Source organism: Nocardioides sediminis (assembly GCF_003047295.1).
GTDB classification, from domain to species: Bacteria; Actinomycetota; Actinomycetes; order Propionibacteriales; family Nocardioidaceae; genus Nocardioides; species Nocardioides sediminis.
Map to the genome: position 1 here is coordinate 77,036 of NZ_PZYZ01000002.1, position 18,648 is coordinate 95,683.

The following is an 18,648-nucleotide window of genomic DNA, read 5'->3' on the forward strand; positions in this document are numbered from 1 at the left end:
CGACGTCAGGCGGGTGGCGGTGAGGAGCGCGCCATCGCCGCGGCGAGCTCCGTGCGGGAGCGGAAACCCCGCTTGCGGTAGACGCTGGTCAGGTGCCGTTCGACCGTCTTCGGGCTGAGGAACAGCGACGCCCCGATCTCCCGGTTGGACAGGCCTCGCGCGGCGAGGAGGGCCACCCGCGTCTCCTGGGAGGTGAGCGGCGCCTCGCCGGCCGCAGGCCTCCGTCGGGCGGTGGCGCCGGTCGCGGCCAGCTCGCGGGCGGCGACCGCGGACCAGTGGTCGAGGTCCATGGAGTCGAACGCGCGACCGGCCGCACCCAGCTGGGCCCGGGCCGCGACCCGTTGTCCATCGCGCCGCAGCCGGCCGCCGTACTGCAGCCGGGTCCGGGCCTCCTCGAACGGGTCGTCGGCCGCGGCGTGCGAGTCGAGCGCGGCCTCGAAGGCCCGCCGCGCCTCCTCGCCGTCAGCGGCGCCCAGTGCCTCGCAGCGGTGGAGCAGCGCCACGGTGAGGGCAGGCGCAGGGGTGGGCGTGACCTCGGCGAGGCGCGACGTCAGGGCCCGGGCATCGTCGTCGCGCCCGAGTCCCGCGTAGGCCTCGACCAGCAGCGGCGCGACGCCGAGCGGCTCGCCGGACGCCCCCACGCCGCCGTCGAGGGCCAGGCGCTGCTCGAGCAGCGTGACCACGGCGTCGAGGTCACCCCGGCAGAGCGCGCAGAACGCCGCGGTGAGCGCCTGGTGGGCCGCGGCAGCGGTGGTCCCGGCCCGGTCGGTGAGCCGTCCGGCCCGGACCAGGGAGGCGCGGGCGTCCTCGTGCATACCCCGCGCGGCCTGCTGCCAGGCGAGCATCTCCTCGGCCACGGCCGCGTCGGCCGCGTACCCCAGGTGGACGGCCAGCTCGGCCGCCTCGCCGGCGTCCGCGAAGGCGCCCGCGTGATCGCCCAGCCACGCCCGCCCGGCGGCCCGGACGGCGAGCAGGGGAACCATGACCCCGACCGCGCCACGACGGCGGAGCTCCTCGACGCGTGGGGAGCCGACGGCCAGGACCTCGCCCACCTGTCCGGTGAACGCGGCTGAGAGCGCCATCAGCAGCAGGGCCCGGGCGTCATGGCGCAGCGACGGCAGGCCCGCCAGTCGCCGCACCTCGGACAGACGGGCGGCACCGGCCACCGGGTCACCGGTCAGCACGAGGCCGACCCCTCCCGTGAACGCGGCGAGGAGCTGCTGCTCGGGATCCGTGGCGTCGGCGGCAACCTCGATCCGGCGGGCGCAGTCCAGCATCCCCGCGACGTCGTTGAGGCGGAAATGAGCCAGGGCCAGCTCCGTGAGCGCCCGGGCGAGCGGCAGGCCGTCGAGCAGCAGCGACGCGTCGGCGAGGTGGTCGATCGCCCGCGGCACCGACCCGGCGTACTGCTCGAGCATCCCCAGGGTGAAGAACGCCTCGCCGCGGACCTGTCCGGGGGCGTCCCCGGCAAGCACGCGGGCGATGAGGGACCTGACCCGGGCGACGTCGCCGGCCAGGAAGGCGTCGTCGGCGGCGGTGGCCAGACGCTGGGCCGCCAGGACTGGGGCGTTGGTCAGCGTGGCGGCCCGTTCGAGGGCAGCGGACGCCGCGGCGTACCCGAGCCTGAGGCGGTCCGAGTCGGCCAACCGGGCCAGGCCCTCCGCGACGTGGTCGTCGGTGCCGACCGTGCACTCGGCGAGGTGCCACGTGCGCGCACGGTCCTCGGAGGGCAGCGCCTCGGCCAGCGCGGCGTGCGCGGCACGTTGCTCCTGCGGCGCGGCCAGCTCGAGGACGGTGCTGCGCAGCAACGGGTGCCGGAACGAAGGCTGGCCGCCCTCGAGGACCAGGACCCCGTGCGCGCGCGCCTCGTCGAGGACCGCCGCTGCCTGCTCCTCGGACGCCCCCAGGGCCGCGACGGCGGCCGCGACCGCCGAGGACGACGTGCCCGACAGGGCGAGGAGCAGGACCGCACGCCGGGCCGCGGGTGACAGGCGCAGGACCGCCGCCTCGTGCCGGCTGCGCAGCAGCTCGCCCGCCGGCAGCGCGTCCGGGAGCGGCGAGGTGCCGAGCAGCTGCGCAGCGTCCAGCCGCCGCGACACCTCCAGCAGGGCCAGCGGGTTGCCCGCGGTGTCGGTCACGAGACGTTCCAGCACGGCCGGGGCGGTGGCGCGGGGGAGCAACCCGGCGGCGGCAGGGACGTCGAGCCCACCGAGGCGCAGCACGGGCAGGTCGTCGGCGGTCGCTCCCGCGCCGTCCGGACGACGGGCCATCAGGAACGCCACGGCGTCGGGACCCAGCCGCCGCGCGGCGAACAGGACCGCGGCCGAGCTCTCCGCGTCCAGCCACTGCAGGTCGTCGACGAGCACCAGGACCGGGGCTCTCTCGGCGGCCGCCGCGAGCAGGGAGAGGGTCGCCGCGCCGACGAGGAAGCGGTCGGCGAGGTCGGCGCTGGTCGACCAGCCGAGGGCAGCGCGCAGCGCGCCGGCCTGCGCTGAGGGGAGCTCGGGGAGCAGGTCACGGACGGGGTGGAGCAACCCCAGCAGCCCGGCGTACGCGAGGTGCGACTCGGACGCGGTCCCCCTCGCGGACAGGCAGGTGAAGCCGGCCGCCCTGATCCGTGCCGCGTCGAGCAAGGTCGTCTTCCCGACCCCGGGATCCCCCTCGAGGACCAGCGCGGTGCTCGCCCGATCCGCGGCCTCCCGCAGGACGGCGTCGATGCGGGCGAGCTCCCGCTCGCGCCCGACCAACCCGGTGCCAGGGGTGAGGGGTTCGCCGGACGCGACGCGACCGCTCCCGGTGCGACCTTCGACCGGAGAGCCGTCGAACGGAGGAGGCCCTGGTGCTGACATCTACCGCGATCCTAGAGACGATCGACCGCGCGCTCAGGCATCCCGGCTGGGCCTACGTCTACTGCTGGCACCACCCGCCGCTGTTCGCCCCGCCTCGACGTCCACCCGCCGACGTCGTACCTGCTCCCTCGGCCGGCGCGGAGAGGAGCGACCACCGTGCCTGACGTCGCCGGGCCGGCATCCACCTGCGTCGTCCCCCGTCCCGTGAGACGCGAGGTCACCTGACAACAAGCGGGGGCAGGGCCATCATGGCGCGATGGACGACGAGCAGGGGGCGGAGGGCGGACCGGGCCGAGGCGTGGTCCGGGGGCCGGACGACGGGCCGTTCTTCCACGGCACCAAGGCCGTCGTGCGGCCGGGGGACCTCCTGTCGCCGGGGCGGGGATCGAACTACGGGGCCGGCGCCACGGCACGGTTCATCTACCTGACGGCCACCCTGGACGCGGCCACGTGGGGTGCCGAGCTGGCCCGGGGTGACGGACCCGGACGCATCTACCGGGTGGAGCCGACGGGCCCCTTCGAGGACGACCCGAACCTGACCGACCAGCGGTTCCCGGGCAACCCGACCAGGTCGTACCGGACCCGTGAGCCCCTGCGGGTGCTCGGTGAGGTCGAGGACTGGGAGCCGCACCCGCCTGAGGTGCTCCAGGCCATGCGGGACCACCTCGCCGAGCTGGAGAAGCAGGGGATCGAGGCCATCAACGAGTAGGCCGGTCGGCGCTTTCCAGCGCGGCGATACCGCCCGGTCGAGACCGCCAACCATTCGCCAACCCGCCCGACCTAGCGTGACGGGCATCACAGCCCGTCTCCCACGAGAAGGCAGGACCTCGATGACCAGGATCGAACTCACCGTCGACGGAGCGAGGGTCTCCGACGACGTCGAGCCCCGGATGCTGCTGGTGCAGTACCTCCGCGAGAAGCTCGGCAAGACCGGCACCGTGATCGGGTGCGACACCAGCAACTGCGGCGCGTGCACGGTCCATCTCGACGGCCGCAGCGTGAAGAGCTGCAACGTGCTCGCCGTCCAGGCCAACGGCCGCGAGGTGACCACGATCGAGGGCCTGGCCGACACCTACGAGGGTGGCGAGCTGCACCCGGTCCAGGAGGCCTTCCGCGAGTGCCACGGCCTCCAGTGCGGCTTCTGCACGCCGGGCATGGTCATGCAGGCCGTCGACCTGCTCAACGAGAACCCCAGCCCCACCGAGGCGGAGGTCCGTGAGGGCATGGAGGGCAACCTCTGCCGCTGCACCGGCTACCACAACATCGTCAAGAGCGTCCTGCACGCGTCGTCCACGACCACGACGGGAGGTGCCCGGTGACCGCCGTCGAGGACCGGCCCGACACCGAGTCGGCCAAGGAGATCGGCCGCGACCGCCGCCGCAAGGAGGACCAGCGCCTCATCACCGGCCGCACCCGCTGGACCGACAACATCGCGCTGCCCGGCATGCTGCACCTCGCGATGGTCCGCAGTCCCTTCGCACACGCCAGGATCGTGTCGATCGACACCGAGGCCGCCAAGACGGCCGACAACGTCGTGGCGGTGCTGACCGGAGCGGACCTCGGCGATGCCCAGGGTGTCTGCATCAACGCCTGGGCCATCACCACAGAGCAGCTGGCCCCGACACACGTGCCCATGCCGACCGACCGGGTCGCCTTCGCCGGCGAGACAGTCGCGGTGGTCGTGGCCCGCAGCGCGGCCGCCGCCCGCGACGCCGCCGAGCTGGTCGACGTGGAGTACGACGAGCTGCCGGCGGCGCTCGACCTCAAGAAGTCGGCCGCCGACGAGGTGCTCGCGCACCCCGACCTCGGCACCAACAAGTCCGCCTTCTGGAAGTTCGACTCCGAGGAGGCCGGCACCGGCGGCAACGTCGACCAGGCCATCGAGAAGGCCCGCGGCGACGGCATCGTCATCGAGCGCGAGTACCGCCAGCAGCGCCTCATCCCGGCGTTCATGGAACCGCGCTCGACGGTCGTCGACCCGACCGGCGAGCAGATCACCATGTGGACGGCCACCCAGATCCCGCACGTCCTCCGCTTCGCCCTCGCCGCCGGGAGCGGCGTGCCCGAGTCGAAGATCCGCGTCATCGCGCCCGACGTGGGCGGCGGCTTCGGCGGCAAGCTCCAGCAGACGCCGGAGGAGATGATCACGTTCGCGGTCGCCCGCCGTCTCGGCAAGCCGGTGCGGTACACCGAGACGCGCTCGGAGTCCCTGATGGCCGGCCACCACGGGCGCGACCAGTGGCAGAAGCTCACCCTGAGTGCGGAGAAGGACGGCACGGTGACCGGGCTCAAGGTCGAGCTGACCGCCGACCTGGGCGCCTACGTGGCCATCCTCGGCGGCGGTGTGCCGGTACTGGGTGCGTTCATGTTCAACGCGATCTACAAGTTCCCGGCGTACCAGTTCAACTGCCAGACCGTCCTCACCAACAAGACCTGGACCGACGCGTACCGCGGCGCCGGGCGACCGGAGGCGACCTACGCCATCGAGCGGCTCATGGACGAGCTCGCTGCCGAGGTCGGGGTCGACCCGCTGGTGATCCGGGAGAAGAACTGGATCACCCACGAGGAGTTCCCGTTCACCACGGTCGCCGGCCTGGAGTACGACTCTGGCAACTACGAGGCGGCGACCGAGAAGGCCAAGGCCAGCTTCGGGTACGACGAGCTGCGCGCCGAGCAGCGGCGGCGCCGGGAGGCCGGTGACCGGATCCAGCTGGGCATCGGCGTCTCCACCTTCACCGAGATGTGCGGCCTCGCCCCCAGCCGGGTGCTCGGCAGCCTCAACTACGGCGCCGGCGGCTGGGAGCACGCGGGCGTGCGGATGCTCGCGACCGGCAAGGTGGAGATCACCACCGGCACCTCGGCGCACGGCCAGGGCCACGAGACGGCGTTCAGCCAGATCGTCGCAGACCGGCTCGGCGTCGCGTTCGAGGACGTCGAGATCCTGCACGGCGACACCCAGATCGCCCACAAGGGCATGGACACCTACGGGTCGCGCTCGCTGGTCGTGGGGGGCGAGGCGCTCGTCCGGGCGGCGGACAAGGTGATAGAGAAGGCCAAGCCCATCGCGGCGCACCTGCTCGAGGCGTCGGTCGACGACATCGAGTTCTCCGCGGGTCGCTTCGGGGTCCGGGGCACCGACCAGGGCCTGGCCATGGCCGAGATCGCCATGGCGGCGTTCACAGCCCACAACCTCCCCGATGGGGTCGAGGCGACCCTGGACAGCGAGGCGACGTACGACCCTGTCAACTTCAACTACCCGCACGGCACCCACCTGTGCGCGATGGAGGTCGACACCGAGACCGGCGGCGTGCTGATGCGCAAGTACACCTGCGTCGACGACATCGGCACGATCATCAATCCGATGATCGTCGAGGGGCAGGTGCACGGCGGGCTGGCGCAGGGCATCTCCCAGGCGCTCTGGGAGGAGGCGGTGTACGACGACTCGGGCACCCTGGTGTCCGGCTCCTTCGTCGACTACCTGTTGCCCACCACCGCCGACACCATCAGCTTCGACGTGCACCACAACACGACGGCCTCGACCACCAACACGCTCGGCACCAAGGGCGTCGGCGAGGCGGGCACCATCGCCTCGACCCCGGCCGTGGTCAACGCGGTCGTCGACGCCGTCCGGCACCTCGGCATCCACGACATCCAGATGCCGTGCACGCCCGAGCGCGTGTGGCGGGCGATCCACGACGCCGGAGCCGGGGGCAGGGCCGAGACCGAGGGGGCCGCGGCACCCCACTTCGACGAGTCGACGGGCATGCAGGGCACGGTCGACCGCACGGACGGAGCGCAGTCATGATCCCCACCCAGTTCGAGTACGTCGCCCCGGCGACGGTGCAGGAGGCACTCACGGCGCTCGCCGAGCACGGCGACGAAGCCAAGGTCATCGCGGGGGGCCAGAGCCTCCTGCCGGTGCTGCGGATGCGGCTCAACGCCCCCGAGGTCGTCATCGACCTCGGCGGCATCCCCGAGCTGCGCGGTGTCCGTGACGACGGCGACGCCATCGTCATCGGCGCGATGACCACCCACCACACGGTGCTGAACGACCCGCTGGTCGCCGAGCACGCCGCGCTGCTGGCCCGGGCAGGGCACGAGCTCGCGGACGCCCAGATCCGGCACCGCGGCACGATCGGCGGCGCCCTGGCGCACGCCGACCCCGCGGGCGACCTGGGCGCCCCGGCGCTGGCCCTCAGCGCGCAGTTCGTGATCACGGGCTCGGCGGGCTCGCGCACCGTCCCGGCCGACGAGTTCTTCGTCGACCTCTTCGAGACCGCGATCGGCGAGGACGAGCTGCTCACCGAGATCCGGGTGCCCAAGCACACCGGCTGGGGGGCGCACTACGAGAAGTTCGTGCGGGTCGCCCACCAGTGGCCGATCGTCGCGGTCGCCGCGGCGGTCCGGGTGGCCGGCGGCACCATCGCGGAGGCCCGGGTCGGGCTCACCAACATGGGGTCGACGCCGCTGCGCGCCCGGTCCGTCGAGGAGGCGCTCGTCGGCCAGCCGGCGACGGAGGACGCCGTGGCGCAGGCCGCGGCCCGGGCCGCCGAGGGCACCAACCCGCCCTCGGACCTCAACGGTGCCGCCGACTACCGCACCCACCTGGCGCAGGTGCTGACCCGGCGGGCCGTGCTGGCCGCCGCGGGGGCGTGAGCCGATGGAGCTGACGCACCGCTTCACCGTGCCGACCGGCGTCGAGGAGACCTGGGCCCACTTCGAGGACATCGCCTCCGTGGCGGAGTGCTTCCCGGGCGCCCAGGTGACCTCGGCCGACTCCGACTCCTTCGCCGGGTCGGTCAAGGTCAAGCTCGGCCCGATCGCGCTCGTCTACAACGGCTCCGGCACCTTCGTGGAGAAGGACGAGGCGGCCAAGCGCTTCGTCGTCGACGCCAAGGGCAAGGACAAGCGCGGCAACGGCACCGCCGGCGCCCACGTCACCGTCCAGATGGCCGACACCGGCACCGGCTCGACCGACGTGTCGGTGGAGACCGACCTGGCCATCACCGGCAAGCCGGCGCAGTTCGGCCGGGGCGTGATGCAGGACGTGTCGGACAAGCTGCTCGGGCAGTTCGTCGCCTGCCTCGAGCAGCGGCTCGCCGGGCCTGCGGAGGAAGCGCCCGCGGAGGTCGTGCCGCCGCCCGTGACGCCGGCAGCACCGCAGGCGGCGGTGGGACCGGCGGGCGCGGAGGCGCCGCCACCGCCGCCGCCCGCCACCCAGCCGCCGCCGTCGCCACGCCACGCCGCGCCGCCGCCACCCACGGAGGCGCTCGACCTCGGCAGCGCCGTGCTGCCCGTGCTGGCGCGGACCTACTGGAAGCAGGCCCTGGGGACGCTCCTCGTCCTCGTCGTCCTGTGGAGGCTGCTGCGGCGCCGGGGCGGGGGCTGACCGCCGGGCGTCCTTGCCGGGTGTGGGAATCTTCGGGTATGAGGACGATCGGGCGCACCGCAGGACTGGCCACCACCACCCTCGGCGTGGTGCTGCTGCTCGGCGGCTGCGGCCAGGACGTCGACGGCCCCGACCCGTCCACGGAGGTCACCCCGGTCGCCCCGGCCGACGGCGGCGGCAGCGTGACGGCGCTCGAGGCGACGCCCTCGGACGCCCGGTGCGCCGTGCCGAGCGTGGAGCTGCTGCGCACCCAGGACACCGCCTTCGAGGGCACCGTGACCGAGGTCGGGGAGGGGACGGCCACCCTCGACGTCGAGCGGTGGTACGCCGGTGAGGAGACCGAGCAGGTGCGCGTCTCGACCCCGAGCCGCGAGATCGTCGACCTGCTGCTCGCCGTCGACTTCCAGGAGGGCGGCACCTACCTGGTCAGCGCGACCGACGGCCAGGTCAGCCTGTGCGGGCTCAGCGCCGAGAAGGACGAGCTGATCTCTCGCCTGTACGACGAGGCCTGGCCTTCCTAGACCGACCCTGCCCTAGAACACGTTGAGCGGCCGGAACTGCACCGAGATCCGCGGGCCGGCGGCCGCCACCTTGGGCACCGCGTGCTCCCACGTGCGCTGGCACGAGCCGCCCATCACCACGAGGTCGCCGTGTCCCATGGTCACCGAGAGCGACTCGCCGCCCCCGCGCGGTCGCAGTGCGAGCCGGCGCGGGTCGCCGAAGGACACGATCGCGACCATGGTGTCCCGTGAGCGGCCGCGACCGATGCGGTCGCCGTGCCAGGCCACCGAGTCCCCGCCGTCGCGGTAGTAGCAGCAGCCCGCCGTCACGAAGGGCTCGCCCAGCTCGGGCCGGTAGTACGCGCTGAGCGCCTCGCGCGCCTCGGTGAGCACGGGGTGCGGCAGGACCTCGCCGATGCCGTAGGTGTGCAGCAGCCGCGGGACGTCGACCACCCGCTCGTACATCTCCCGGCGCTCGGCTCGCCACGGCACGTCGGCGACCAGGGTGGCGAAGACCTCGTCGGAGGCGGTGAGCCAGTTGCGCTGCACGTCGAGCCAGGCACCATGGCTCAGCGCGCGGCGCTCGGGAGCGAGTCGCGTGACCGAGGGCGCCTCGGCCACGGTGTCGAAGAGCGTCGACTGGAAGTCCACGTCCCGCACGATACACCCTCCTTCGAACACGCGTTCGGACCTGCGTCGGCGTGGCCCGGCGGTCCCGGGGTCGCCGTCGGGGACGCCTCAGGGGGAATCCCGGTGGCGGCGACTTGGAGTCGTGCGGGATCGTTTTCCCATGACGACCACCGGGGACCGACCCGTCGCGGCGCGGGTGCGCCACCTCACCAAGACCTACGGATCCGGCGACGCCATGGTGCGGGCGCTCGACGACGTGAGCCTCGACCTCGTCGAGGGCGAGTTCACCGCCATCATGGGCCCGAGCGGGTCCGGCAAGTCGACGCTGATGCACTGCTGCGCGGCGCTCGACACCGCCACCTCGGGGGAGGTGTGGATCGGGGACCGGGAGCTCTCCGGGCTCAAGGACAAGGAGCTCACGCGGCTGCGCCGCGACGAGGTGGGCTTCGTGTTCCAGAGCTTCAACCTGGTGCCCACCCTGACCGCGGAGGAGAACATCCTGCTCCCGCAGTCCATCGCGCGCCGCAAGCCCGACCGCGAGTGGTACGACTCGGTGATCGCCACCGTCGGCATCGGTGACCGGCTCGGGCACCGGCCCAACCAGCTCTCCGGCGGCCAGCAGCAGCGCGTCGCCGTCGCCAGGGCCCTCGCCGGCCGGCCGCGCATCGTCTTCGCCGACGAGCCCACCGGCAACCTGGACTCCCAGTCCGGCGCCGAGGTCCTCGACCTGCTGCGTCGCAGCGCGGCGGACCACGGCCAGACCATCGTGATGGTCACCCACGACCCGGTGGCGGCGTCGTACACCGACCGCGTCGTCTTCCTCGCCGACGGGCGCATCGTCGACGAGCTGCGGCATCCCGACCGCGACAAGGTGCTCGAGGTGATGGCCCGGATGAGCGCCCCGGCGGAGGTCTGATGTTCCGCACGGCCCTCAAGAGCCTGCTGGGCCGCAAGGTCCGGCTCCTGATGAGCACCTTCGCCATCGTGCTCGGCGTCGCCTTCGTGGTCGGCACCCTGGTCTTCAGCGACACCCTGAGCCGCAGCTTCACCGCCCTGATGGCCTCCACGGTCGGCGACGTCGTCGTCCGCCCGGCCGGTTCGTCGGGGGACACCGAGCCGACGGCGCGCACCGTCGACGCCTCGCTCGTCGACCGGCTCGAGGGCGTCGAGGGCGCCGCGCGGGTCGACGGCAACGTGACCGCCTTCGGCGTCTTCGTCATCGACGAGGACAACAAGGTGGTCGGCGGCCAGGGACCGCCCGCGATCGGCGGCAACTGGAACGACGCCCCGGCCGGCCACGACCTCGAGGGCCTCGCGATCATCGGCGGCCGCGCGCCCGAGAAGGCCGGCGAGGTGCTGCTCGACTCCAGCACCGCCGGCGAGGCGGGCTACACCATCGGCGAGGAGGTGCACCTCGTCAGCAGCGGCGACCAGGCCGTGCTGCGGCCGACCCTGGTGGGCATCGCCGGCTTCCCCGAGGGCGGGTCGCTCAACGGCGCCACCTTCGCGGCCTTCGACACCCGCACCGCCCAGCGGCTGCTGCTCGACGGCAAGGACGCCTTCACCGACATCTGGGTGACCGCCGAGCCCGGCACCAGCCAGGGCGAGCTGGCCGACGCGGTGGCCCAGCGGCTGCCCGACGGCGTCGAGGCGGTGACCGGCGACGAGGCGGCCGACGAGGCGGCCAGCGCCATCCAGGAGGCCGTCGGCTTCCTCACCACCTTCCTGCTGATCTTCGCCGGCATCTCCCTGGTCGTCGGCGGCTTCCTCATCGTCAACACCTTCTCGATCCTGGTCGCCCAGCGCAGCCGCGAGCTGGCCCTGCTCCGGGCGCTGGGGGCGAGCAAGCGGCAGGTGACCCGCTCGGTGCTGGTCGAGGCCTTCGTGCTCGGCGCCATCGGGTCCACGATCGGCCTCGGGCTCGGGATCCTGCTCGCGATGGGCATCCGCACCCTGTTCGGCCAGTTCGGCCTGGACCTGTCGGGACAGTCGCTCATCATCGGGCCGCGCACGGTCCTGGCGGCGTACGCCGTCGGCATCATCGTGACCATGGCCGCCGCCTGGCTGCCCGCCCACCGGACCGGGCGGATCGCGCCGATCCAGGCGATGCGCGACGACGTCGCGATGCCCGAGGCCTCCCTGCACCGCCGTCTGGTGATCGGCGTGGCGATGATCCTGGCGGGCGGGGGTGCGCTGGCTGCCGGCCTGATGGACGCCGTGCCGCGGCCCGGGTGGTTCGTCGGGGGCGGCATCCTCTTCATCCTGCTCGGCGTCGCGGCCGCGAGCCCGGTGATCAGCCACCCCTTCCTGGCCGGGGCGGCGTGGGTCTACGCCCGCATGTTCGGCACCGTGGGACGGCTGGCGGGACAGAACAGCCTGCGCAACCCCCGTCGTACGACGGCCACGTCCTCGGCGCTGATGATCGGCCTCTCGCTGGCCTGCACGATGGCCATCGTCGGCGCCTCGGCCAAGGCCAGCGTCGACGAGACGATCGAGAAGAACTTCGTCGGCGACTACGTCGTCAGCTCGCTCTTCGGCCAGCCCTTCTCGCCCCAGATCGCTCGCGACATGGCGAAGGTCGACGGCGTCGACCACGTGTGGGCGCAGCGCTTCGCCATCACCGGCTCGGGCCCGGACGGCCAGGGCGTGGCCGCCCTGGACCCGGCGGCGTTCGAGCAGGGGCTCGACCTCGACATGGTCGCCGGCGACTCCGCCGACCTGCGCGACGGGACGGTCATCCTCGACGAGGAGTACGCCGACGAGGAGGGGCTGTCGGTCGGGGACACCTACGACGTGGACCTGGCCGACGGGCCGCGCGGGCTCGAGGTGGTCGGTGTCTACGCCGAGAACCCGATCCTGATCTTCCCGGCGGTGACCACCCCGCAGACGCTCATCGACGCGGGCTACCGCGACGCCGACAACTTCCTCATCGTCGACACCACCGGGTCCAGCGCCGTGCAGGCCGACCTGGAGGCGCTGGTCGCCGAGCTGCCGATCGTCACGGTCAAGGACCAGCAGGAGTTCGCCGAGGAGCAGCGGGGGCCGATCGACCAGCTCGTGCTGATGATCTTCGCCCTGCTCGGGCTCGCGCTGCTGATCGCCGTCCTCGGCATCGTCAACACCCTGGCGCTCTCGATCATCGAGCGCACCCGCGAGGTGGGCCTGCTGCGCGCCATCGGCGTGAGCCGTCCCCAGCTGCGCCGGATGGTCACCCTGGAGTCGGTGGTCATCGCCGTGCTGGGGGCCGTGCTGGGCGTCGTGATGGGCATCGGGTTCGGCGTCGCGCTCATGCACTCGCTGCGCGACGAGGGGCTGGAGGTCATCGACGTGCCCGTCGGGCAGCTGGTGATGTTCCTGGTCGTCTCGCTGGTGATCGGGGTCCTCGCGGCCCTGCTCCCGGCCCGTCGGGCCGCCCGTCTCGACGTGCTGGGGGCCATCAGCACCGAGTGAGCCTTTACCATTCCCTTCCCGAAAACCTCCTCACGACCCTCCGGACGGACTTACCCTCCTGTCGTGGACACCGTGGACGTGAGGCGAGCCGAGCGCAGCCTCAAGCACGTGCAAGTGCGCGAGTACGTCCGGGACCTCCTCGCCGCTGCCGAGCCGGGTACGGCCGCGCCGTCGGAGCGCGAGCTGGTCGCCCAGTTCGGTGTCGCCCGGATGACCGTGCGCCAGGCGCTCGACGCGCTGGTGGGTGAGGGGCTGCTCGAGCGGGTCCCCGGTCGCGGCACGTTCGTCGCCCAGCCCCGGCACCGCACCGGCCAGCTGACCTCCTTCACCGAGGACGTCCGGCGCCGCGGCATGCTGCCGGAGTCGCAGACCCTGCTCGCGCGTCGCGAGCAGGCCGGCCCGGGCGTCGCGCGCGCCCTCTCCATCACGCCCGGCGACGCCGTCATCCACTGGAAGCGGCTGCGTCGCGCCGACCAGCAGGTGGTCTGCATCGAGGACGCCTACCTCAACGAGGTGCTGCTGCCCGGCTTCCTGCAGAGCGGGATGCCGACGAGCCTGTACGACGCCCTCTCGGCGCGCGGGCTGCGACCCAACTGGGCCGAGGACTCCATCTGCGCCGACGCCGCCGAGGCGGAGGAGGCCCAGCTGCTCGAGGTGCCGGTGGGCTCGCCCGTGCTGCGGCACTCCCGCCGCGGACTGCTCGACGACAAGCCCGTCGAGGTGTCGCGCACCGTCTACCGGCACGACCGGCACACCGTCTACGTCCAGCTCGGCGGGGACTCCTAGGCCCTCACGCCTCGAGCCGGGCGATCTCGGCGGCCACGTTGGCACGTGCCGCCTCCTCCCACAGCCGCGCCCCCGCAGCGGTCGCGAAGAGTCGCGGGCCGTCGAGCAGGTCCCGGAGCACGGCCGCCCGTCCCGCGGCGAAGTCGGCGTCCGCGACGCTCGCGTACTCCCGGCGGACGCCGGCGGTGTAGTCGGCGTAGCGGTCGTGGTCGGCCGCGAGGATCGCCAGGTCGGCGTCGCTGAGCACGCACGCGTTGCGGTCGTCGGGGAAGGGCCGGTGGTGCTCGGTCATCCGCACCAGGCGCGCCACCTCGGTGGCCGGCGGGTCGGGGAGGGCCTGCTCGGCCCACATCGCCGAGCGCTCCTCGGCGTCCGGGAGGGCGTCGTACACCGCGTCGTGGAACCACGCCGCGAGCACCACCGGCACCCGGTCGAACTGCTGGCCGGCCCGGTCGAGCTCGTCGATGCGGTCCAGCACCTCCTCGAGGTGCCGCAGGTCGTGGTACCCGTCGCGGTCCCACGCCGCCAGCAGCGCGTCCCGTACGTCGTGCAGCGCCGGGACCGGCCACCGCTGCGCCAACGAGCTCACGCCTCCGACCCTAATGGGACTGGATCGGTGGGTCGTTGAGGAGCGAGCGCTGCGTGCCTCGAAACCTCTCGGAAAGTCGTGTCCACAGTGTGGTCGGTAGGCCGGTTTCCAGGGCTCCGTTGTCGGTGGTCCCTGCTGGGATGGGTGCATGCCCGACACCACCGCTCCCGCTCTGCCGGACACCCCGGCCGAGCTGCTGCGCGCGGTGCGTGAGCGCAAGCAGGCGGCCGATCGCAACGACGTGGAGATGATGCGGCTCGGGGTGCACTGGGCCGACCTGCACCTGGCCGACCCTGAGCACGCGGAGGCGTGCTTCACCTCCCCGAAGACCTTCGCAGGCGAGGGGTCCCCGTCGATCGATGAGTTCTGCGTCCCGGAGTTCGCGACCATGCTGGGTCGCACGTGCGACAGCGCGGGGCGGTTCCTGACCGAGTGCGTGGAGGTGGCCTACCGGCTCCCGCAGCTGTGGGGTGCCGTCCAGGCCGGCCTGGTGGCGGGGTGGCGGGCCCGGGTGATCGCGCAGACCACCCTCGACCTCACTCTCGAGGCCGCGACGTACGTCGACTCGCAGGTGTTCTGGTGCGCCAACCGGCTCACCCCCTCCGCGCTGGGCCGGGTGGTGGACGAGGCGCGGGTGCGGCACATGCCCGACGCGCTCGAGAAGGCGTTGGAGAAGTCGGCGGACAAGCGGAACGTCACCTTCGACACCCAACAGGTCTCGTTCGACGGGACCATGCACCTCGAGGCTGACCTGGAGATCCCCGACGCCCTCGCCCTGCGTGAGGCCGTCGCGTCGGGCGCGGAGCACTTGGCGAAGTTGGGGTCGACCGACACCGTCGACGGGCGTCGCGCCACGGCGCTGGGTGACCTCGCCCGCCGGCAGCTGACCATCGGCTTCGACACCGACGAAGATCACCGCGATCCATCGGCGGTCGAGGAGCTCGCGCAGCGAGCCTCGAAACCAGCCGCTCCCGTGACGCAGATCGTCATCTACGCCCACTTGTCCGCCGACGCGATCACCAGCCCGCTCGGGAACGGGTCCGGCACCGGCGAGGCGCTGTGTGCTCGGGTCGAGCAGGCCGGCCAGCGCCTGCTGTCGGTGGAGCAGATCCGCGCGTGGTGCGGCCGCCCCGACGCCGCGGTCGTGGTCAAGCCGGTCATCGACCTCCGCGAACGGCTGGAGACGAAGGGCTACGCCCCGACCGCGGCGATGCGCGAGTTCGTGGTCGTCCGCGATGGGACGTGCGTGTTCCCGTGGTGCGGACGCAACGCCCGGCACGGCGACATCGACCACATCGTTCCCTACGACCACGACCATCCCGACCGCGGCGGACCCACGTCCACGGACAACCTCGCCGCCCTCTGCAGGCGGCACCATCGACTCAAGACCAAGGGCCGCTGGCGCTACCGGATGACCGAGCCGGGTGTGTTCGACTGGACCAGCCCGCTGGGCTGGACATACCGACGCGACCACACCGGCAGCCGGTGCACCGGACGCGCCTGGCCCGACCCCGGCCACGCTCTCGGGGACGATCAGCCCGGCGTGCCGGACCTGCACCCGCCCGACCAGTAGCCCCCACGCCCCACACCCCGCCACCAGCACCCACCGGCGGGGCAACCGCCACGTCCGGACCAGCCACGTCGACGCAAGGCAACGGAGCCGGCCATCGACCTCCGAGCTGCTCGGGTACCGCGGTGAGAACTTGGCGGGCACGGCCCGGAGGTCTCGTCTGCGACGAGACCGGTCGTCTGATGGAGTCGGGGCGACCGGCTGGGCCGGGTCGTGGCTCCTCGTTCAGGTGGCGGGGAGGACGTCGGCGCAGCGCCGGATCCTCTTGGGCGCCGAGTTCTTCGCCCGGGCGCGCCCAACGCGCGAGGCGTAGCATTTCTTCGACCACCCGACCCCGCCGCACCACCCGGCGCCGTGCCGTGTCGAGGAGGACCGAGGCGATGACATGGGCCCCGTCGCGACGAGGACCGCTGTCCTGGCGAACGGGCTGAGGCTGCCCTACGCCGAGACCGGCGATCCAGCGGGTGAGCCCGTCGTCCTCGTGCACGCCTACGTCGAGTCCTGGCGGTACTTCGCCGAGGTGCTCGCCCACCTGCCCCAGCACCTCCACGGCATCGCGCCCACCCAGCGCGGCCACGGTGGCGCCGGTCGACCCGAGCACGGCTACCTCCCGGGCGACTTCGCCGACGACCTCGTCGCATTCCTGGACGCGCTGGCCATCGACCGCGCCGTCCTCGTCGGTACGTCGAGCGGTGGGCTCGTCTCCCAGCTGGTGGCGAGCACCCACCCCGAGCGGGTGTCGGCCCTCGTCCTGGTCAGCAGCCCCGCCCACCTCGGCGACAAGGAGGCAGTCCGTGCGATGTTGGCCGACGTCTCGACGCTCGAGGACCCGATCGACCGCGGGTTCGTGGAGGAGTTCGTCCGGAGCACCTCGCCCGCGACCGTGCCTGATGAGCTCGTCGCCGCTTGGGTCGACGAGAGCCTCCAGGTGCCGGCGCGGGTGTGGCGGGATGTGCTGCGCGGCCTGGTCGACACCGACGTCCGCCCCCACCTGGCCGACATCGCGGCCCCGACCCTCCTCGTCGTCGGCGACGAGGACCCGTTCGTCCGCGCCGACCAGCGCGTCCTGCTCGACGCCATCCCCGACGCCCGCCTCGTCGTCCACGAGGGCGTCGGCCACGGGGTGCACATGGCGCAGCCGGGAGGCGTCGTCACCGACATCACCGACTTCCTGGCGGCCCTGTGAGGTGTCAGCTCGCCGGGTCGGCCTCGAGGTCGTCGCTGTCGATGATCCGGTAGGCGTAGCCCTGCTCGGCGAGGAACCGCTGCCGGTTCTGCGCGAAGTCGGCGTCCACCGTGTCCCGGGAGACGATCGTGTAGAAGTGCGCGGTCTTGCCCTCGGCCTTGGGCCGCAGCAGCCGGCCGAGGCGCTGCGCCTCCTCCTGACGCGACCCGAACGACCCGCTCACCTGGATCGCCACCTCCGCCGACGGCAGGTCGATGGAGAAGTTGGCGACCTTGCTGACCACCAGCAGCGAGATCTCTCCCGACCGGAACGCGTCGAAGAGACGCTGCCGCTCCTTGACCGGCGTCTCGCCCTTGATCACCGGCGCGTCCAGCATCTCGCCGAGCTCGTCGAGCTGGTCGATGTACTGCCCGATCACCAGCGTCGGCTGCGAGGAGTGCTGGTCGACCAGCTGCCGCACGACGTCGACCTTCTTGTGCGTGCAGGACGCCAGCCGGTAGCGCTCCTCGGGGTCCGCGGTCGCGTACGCCAGCCGCTGCCCCTCGGGCAGGGTGACGCGCACCTCCACGCAGTCCGCGGGCGCGATCCAGCCCTGCGCCTCGATGTCCTTCCACGGGGCGTCGTACCGCTTCGGGCCGATCAGCGAGAACACCTCGCCCTCGCGCCCGTCCTCGCGGACCAGGGTGGCGGTCAGGCCGATCCGGCGGCGCGCCTGGAGGTCGGCGGTCATCCGGAAGATCGGCGCCGGCAGCAGGTGCACCTCGTCGTAGACGATGAGCCCCCAGTCGCGGGCGTCGAGCAGCTCGAGGTGGGTGTAGACGCCCTTCCGGCGGGTGGTGAGGACCTGGTACGTCGCGATGGTGACCGGCCGCACCTCCTTGACCGACCCGCTGTACTCGCCGATCTCGTCGGCGGTCAGGGACGTGCGCCTGACGAGCTCGTCCTTCCACTGCCGGGCGCTGACCGTGTTGGTCACCAGGATCAGCGTGGTCGCCTGCGCCTGGGCCATCGCGGCGGCACCGACGATCGTCTTGCCGGCGCCGCAGGGCAGCACCACGACGCCCGACCCGCCGTGCCAGAACGACTCGGCCGCCTCGCGCTGGTAGGCGCGCAGCTCCCAGCCGTCCTCGTCGAGGTCGATCGCGTGGGCCTCGCCGTCGACGTACCCGGCGAAGTCCTCGGCCGGCCAGCCCAGCTTGAGCAGCGCCTGCTTGAGGTTGCCGCGCTCGCTGGGGTGCACGGCGACCGAGTCGTCGTCGAGTCGTGTGCCGAGCATCCCGGATACCTTCTTGGCGCGCAGCACCTCCTCGAGCACGGGGCGGTCGGTGCTGCTGAGCACGAGCCCGTGCACCGGGTGCTTCTCCAGGCGCAGCCGGCCGTAGCGCGCCATCGTCTCGGCGACGTCGACGAGCAGCGCGTGCGGGACGGCGTACCGGCTGTAGGACAGCAGCGCGTCGACGACCTGCTCGGCGTCGTGGCCGGCCGCGCGGGCGTTCCACAGCCCGAGCGGCGTGAGCCGGTAGGTGTGCACATGCTCGGGGGACCGCTCGAGCTCGGCGAACGGGGCGATCGCCTTGCGGCAGTCGGCGGCTCGTTCGTGGTCGATCTCGAGCAGCAGGGTCTTGTCGCTCTGCACGATGAGGGGGCCGTCGTTCACCGGCCCAGCCTACGGAGCGCCCGCAACGGGGCCCGGACGGCG

The 18,648-nt window shown here is 72.8% G+C and carries 15 protein-coding genes; 11 read left to right on the plus strand and 4 right to left on the minus strand.

Annotated elements, in window-relative coordinates; all coding sequences use genetic code 11:
- Positions 1-5: 5 nt before the first annotated feature.
- Positions 6-2,849, minus strand: a complete 2,844-nt coding sequence (locus DAI17_RS05180; RefSeq protein ID WP_107771860.1) for a helix-turn-helix transcriptional regulator — start codon at positions 2,847-2,849, stop codon at positions 6-8.
- Positions 2,850-3,105: 256 nt separating this feature from the next.
- Here DAI17_RS05180 and arr point away from each other — a divergent pair, with 256 nt between their 5' ends.
- From arr to DAI17_RS05210, 6 genes are all read left to right on the plus strand, one after another.
- Complete coding sequence (gene arr / locus DAI17_RS05185; protein WP_107771861.1) at positions 3,106-3,558, plus strand: NAD(+)--rifampin ADP-ribosyltransferase; 453 nt, start codon at positions 3,106-3,108, stop codon at positions 3,556-3,558.
- A gap of 121 nt (positions 3,559-3,679) precedes the next feature.
- Positions 3,680-4,168 carry a (2Fe-2S)-binding protein gene (locus DAI17_RS05190; protein ID WP_107771862.1) on the plus strand — a complete coding sequence of 163 codons (489 nt, stop codon included), beginning with the start codon at positions 3,680-3,682 and terminating at the stop codon, positions 4,166-4,168.
- Positions 4,165-6,654, plus strand: a complete 2,490-nt coding sequence (locus DAI17_RS05195) for a xanthine dehydrogenase family protein molybdopterin-binding subunit (RefSeq protein ID WP_107771863.1) — start codon at positions 4,165-4,167, stop codon at positions 6,652-6,654. The genes DAI17_RS05190 and DAI17_RS05195 overlap by 4 nt, the downstream gene beginning before the upstream one ends.
- Positions 6,651-7,505, plus strand: coding sequence for an FAD binding domain-containing protein (locus DAI17_RS05200; RefSeq protein WP_107771864.1), 855 nt, complete (start codon positions 6,651-6,653; stop codon positions 7,503-7,505). Before DAI17_RS05195 ends, DAI17_RS05200 begins: the two co-directional genes overlap by 4 nt.
- Before the next feature lie 4 nt (positions 7,506-7,509).
- Positions 7,510-8,238 carry an SRPBCC family protein gene (locus DAI17_RS05205; RefSeq protein ID WP_107771865.1) on the plus strand — a complete coding sequence of 243 codons (729 nt, stop codon included), beginning with the start codon at positions 7,510-7,512 and terminating at the stop codon, positions 8,236-8,238.
- Between the two features lie 38 nt (positions 8,239-8,276).
- Positions 8,277-8,759 (plus strand): hypothetical protein, encoded by a 483-nt coding sequence (locus tag DAI17_RS05210; RefSeq protein ID WP_107771866.1) that lies wholly within the window; start codon positions 8,277-8,279, stop codon positions 8,757-8,759.
- A 12-nt stretch (positions 8,760-8,771) separates the two neighbouring features.
- Here the strand turns inward: DAI17_RS05210 and DAI17_RS05215 are convergent, their stop codons facing one another.
- Entirely contained in the window at positions 8,772-9,389 is a 618-nt protein-coding gene (locus DAI17_RS05215) for an alpha-ketoglutarate-dependent dioxygenase AlkB (protein ID WP_107772502.1), read from the minus strand.
- A 139-nt stretch (positions 9,390-9,528) separates the two neighbouring features.
- On the opposite strand from DAI17_RS05215, the gene DAI17_RS05220 reads away from it, so the two are divergent.
- The 3 genes from DAI17_RS05220 (at position 9,529) to DAI17_RS05230 (ending at position 13,604) form a co-directional block, all read left to right on the plus strand.
- Positions 9,529-10,284 (plus strand): ABC transporter ATP-binding protein, encoded by a 756-nt coding sequence (locus DAI17_RS05220; RefSeq protein ID WP_107771867.1) that lies wholly within the window; start codon positions 9,529-9,531, stop codon positions 10,282-10,284.
- Positions 10,284-12,818 (plus strand): ABC transporter permease, encoded by a 2,535-nt coding sequence (locus DAI17_RS05225; RefSeq protein ID WP_107771868.1) that lies wholly within the window; start codon positions 10,284-10,286, stop codon positions 12,816-12,818. The genes DAI17_RS05220 and DAI17_RS05225 overlap by 1 nt, the downstream gene beginning before the upstream one ends.
- Before the next feature lie 63 nt (positions 12,819-12,881).
- A complete protein-coding gene (locus tag DAI17_RS05230) occupies positions 12,882-13,604 on the plus strand; it encodes a GntR family transcriptional regulator (protein ID WP_234412246.1) in 723 nt (240 codons plus the stop codon).
- Positions 13,605-13,608: 4 nt separating this feature from the next.
- Here the strand turns inward: DAI17_RS05230 and DAI17_RS05235 are convergent, their stop codons facing one another.
- The gene (locus DAI17_RS05235) at positions 13,609-14,193 is read right to left on the minus strand and encodes an HD domain-containing protein (RefSeq protein ID WP_234412247.1); all 585 of its coding nucleotides are present in this window, start codon (positions 14,191-14,193) and stop codon (positions 13,609-13,611) included.
- Positions 14,194-14,341: 148 nt separating this feature from the next.
- On the opposite strand from DAI17_RS05235, the gene DAI17_RS05240 reads away from it, so the two are divergent.
- Entirely contained in the window at positions 14,342-15,766 is a 1,425-nt protein-coding gene (locus DAI17_RS05240) for an HNH endonuclease (RefSeq protein ID WP_107771869.1), read from the plus strand.
- A gap of 382 nt (positions 15,767-16,148) precedes the next feature.
- Positions 16,149-16,949, plus strand: a complete 801-nt coding sequence (locus DAI17_RS05245; protein WP_107771870.1) for an alpha/beta fold hydrolase — start codon at positions 16,149-16,151, stop codon at positions 16,947-16,949.
- A gap of 4 nt (positions 16,950-16,953) precedes the next feature.
- On the opposite strand, the gene DAI17_RS05250 is transcribed toward DAI17_RS05245, so the two are convergent.
- Positions 16,954-18,606, minus strand: a complete 1,653-nt coding sequence (locus DAI17_RS05250; protein WP_107771871.1) for a DNA repair helicase XPB — start codon at positions 18,604-18,606, stop codon at positions 16,954-16,956.
- Positions 18,607-18,648: the final 42 nt, after the last annotated feature.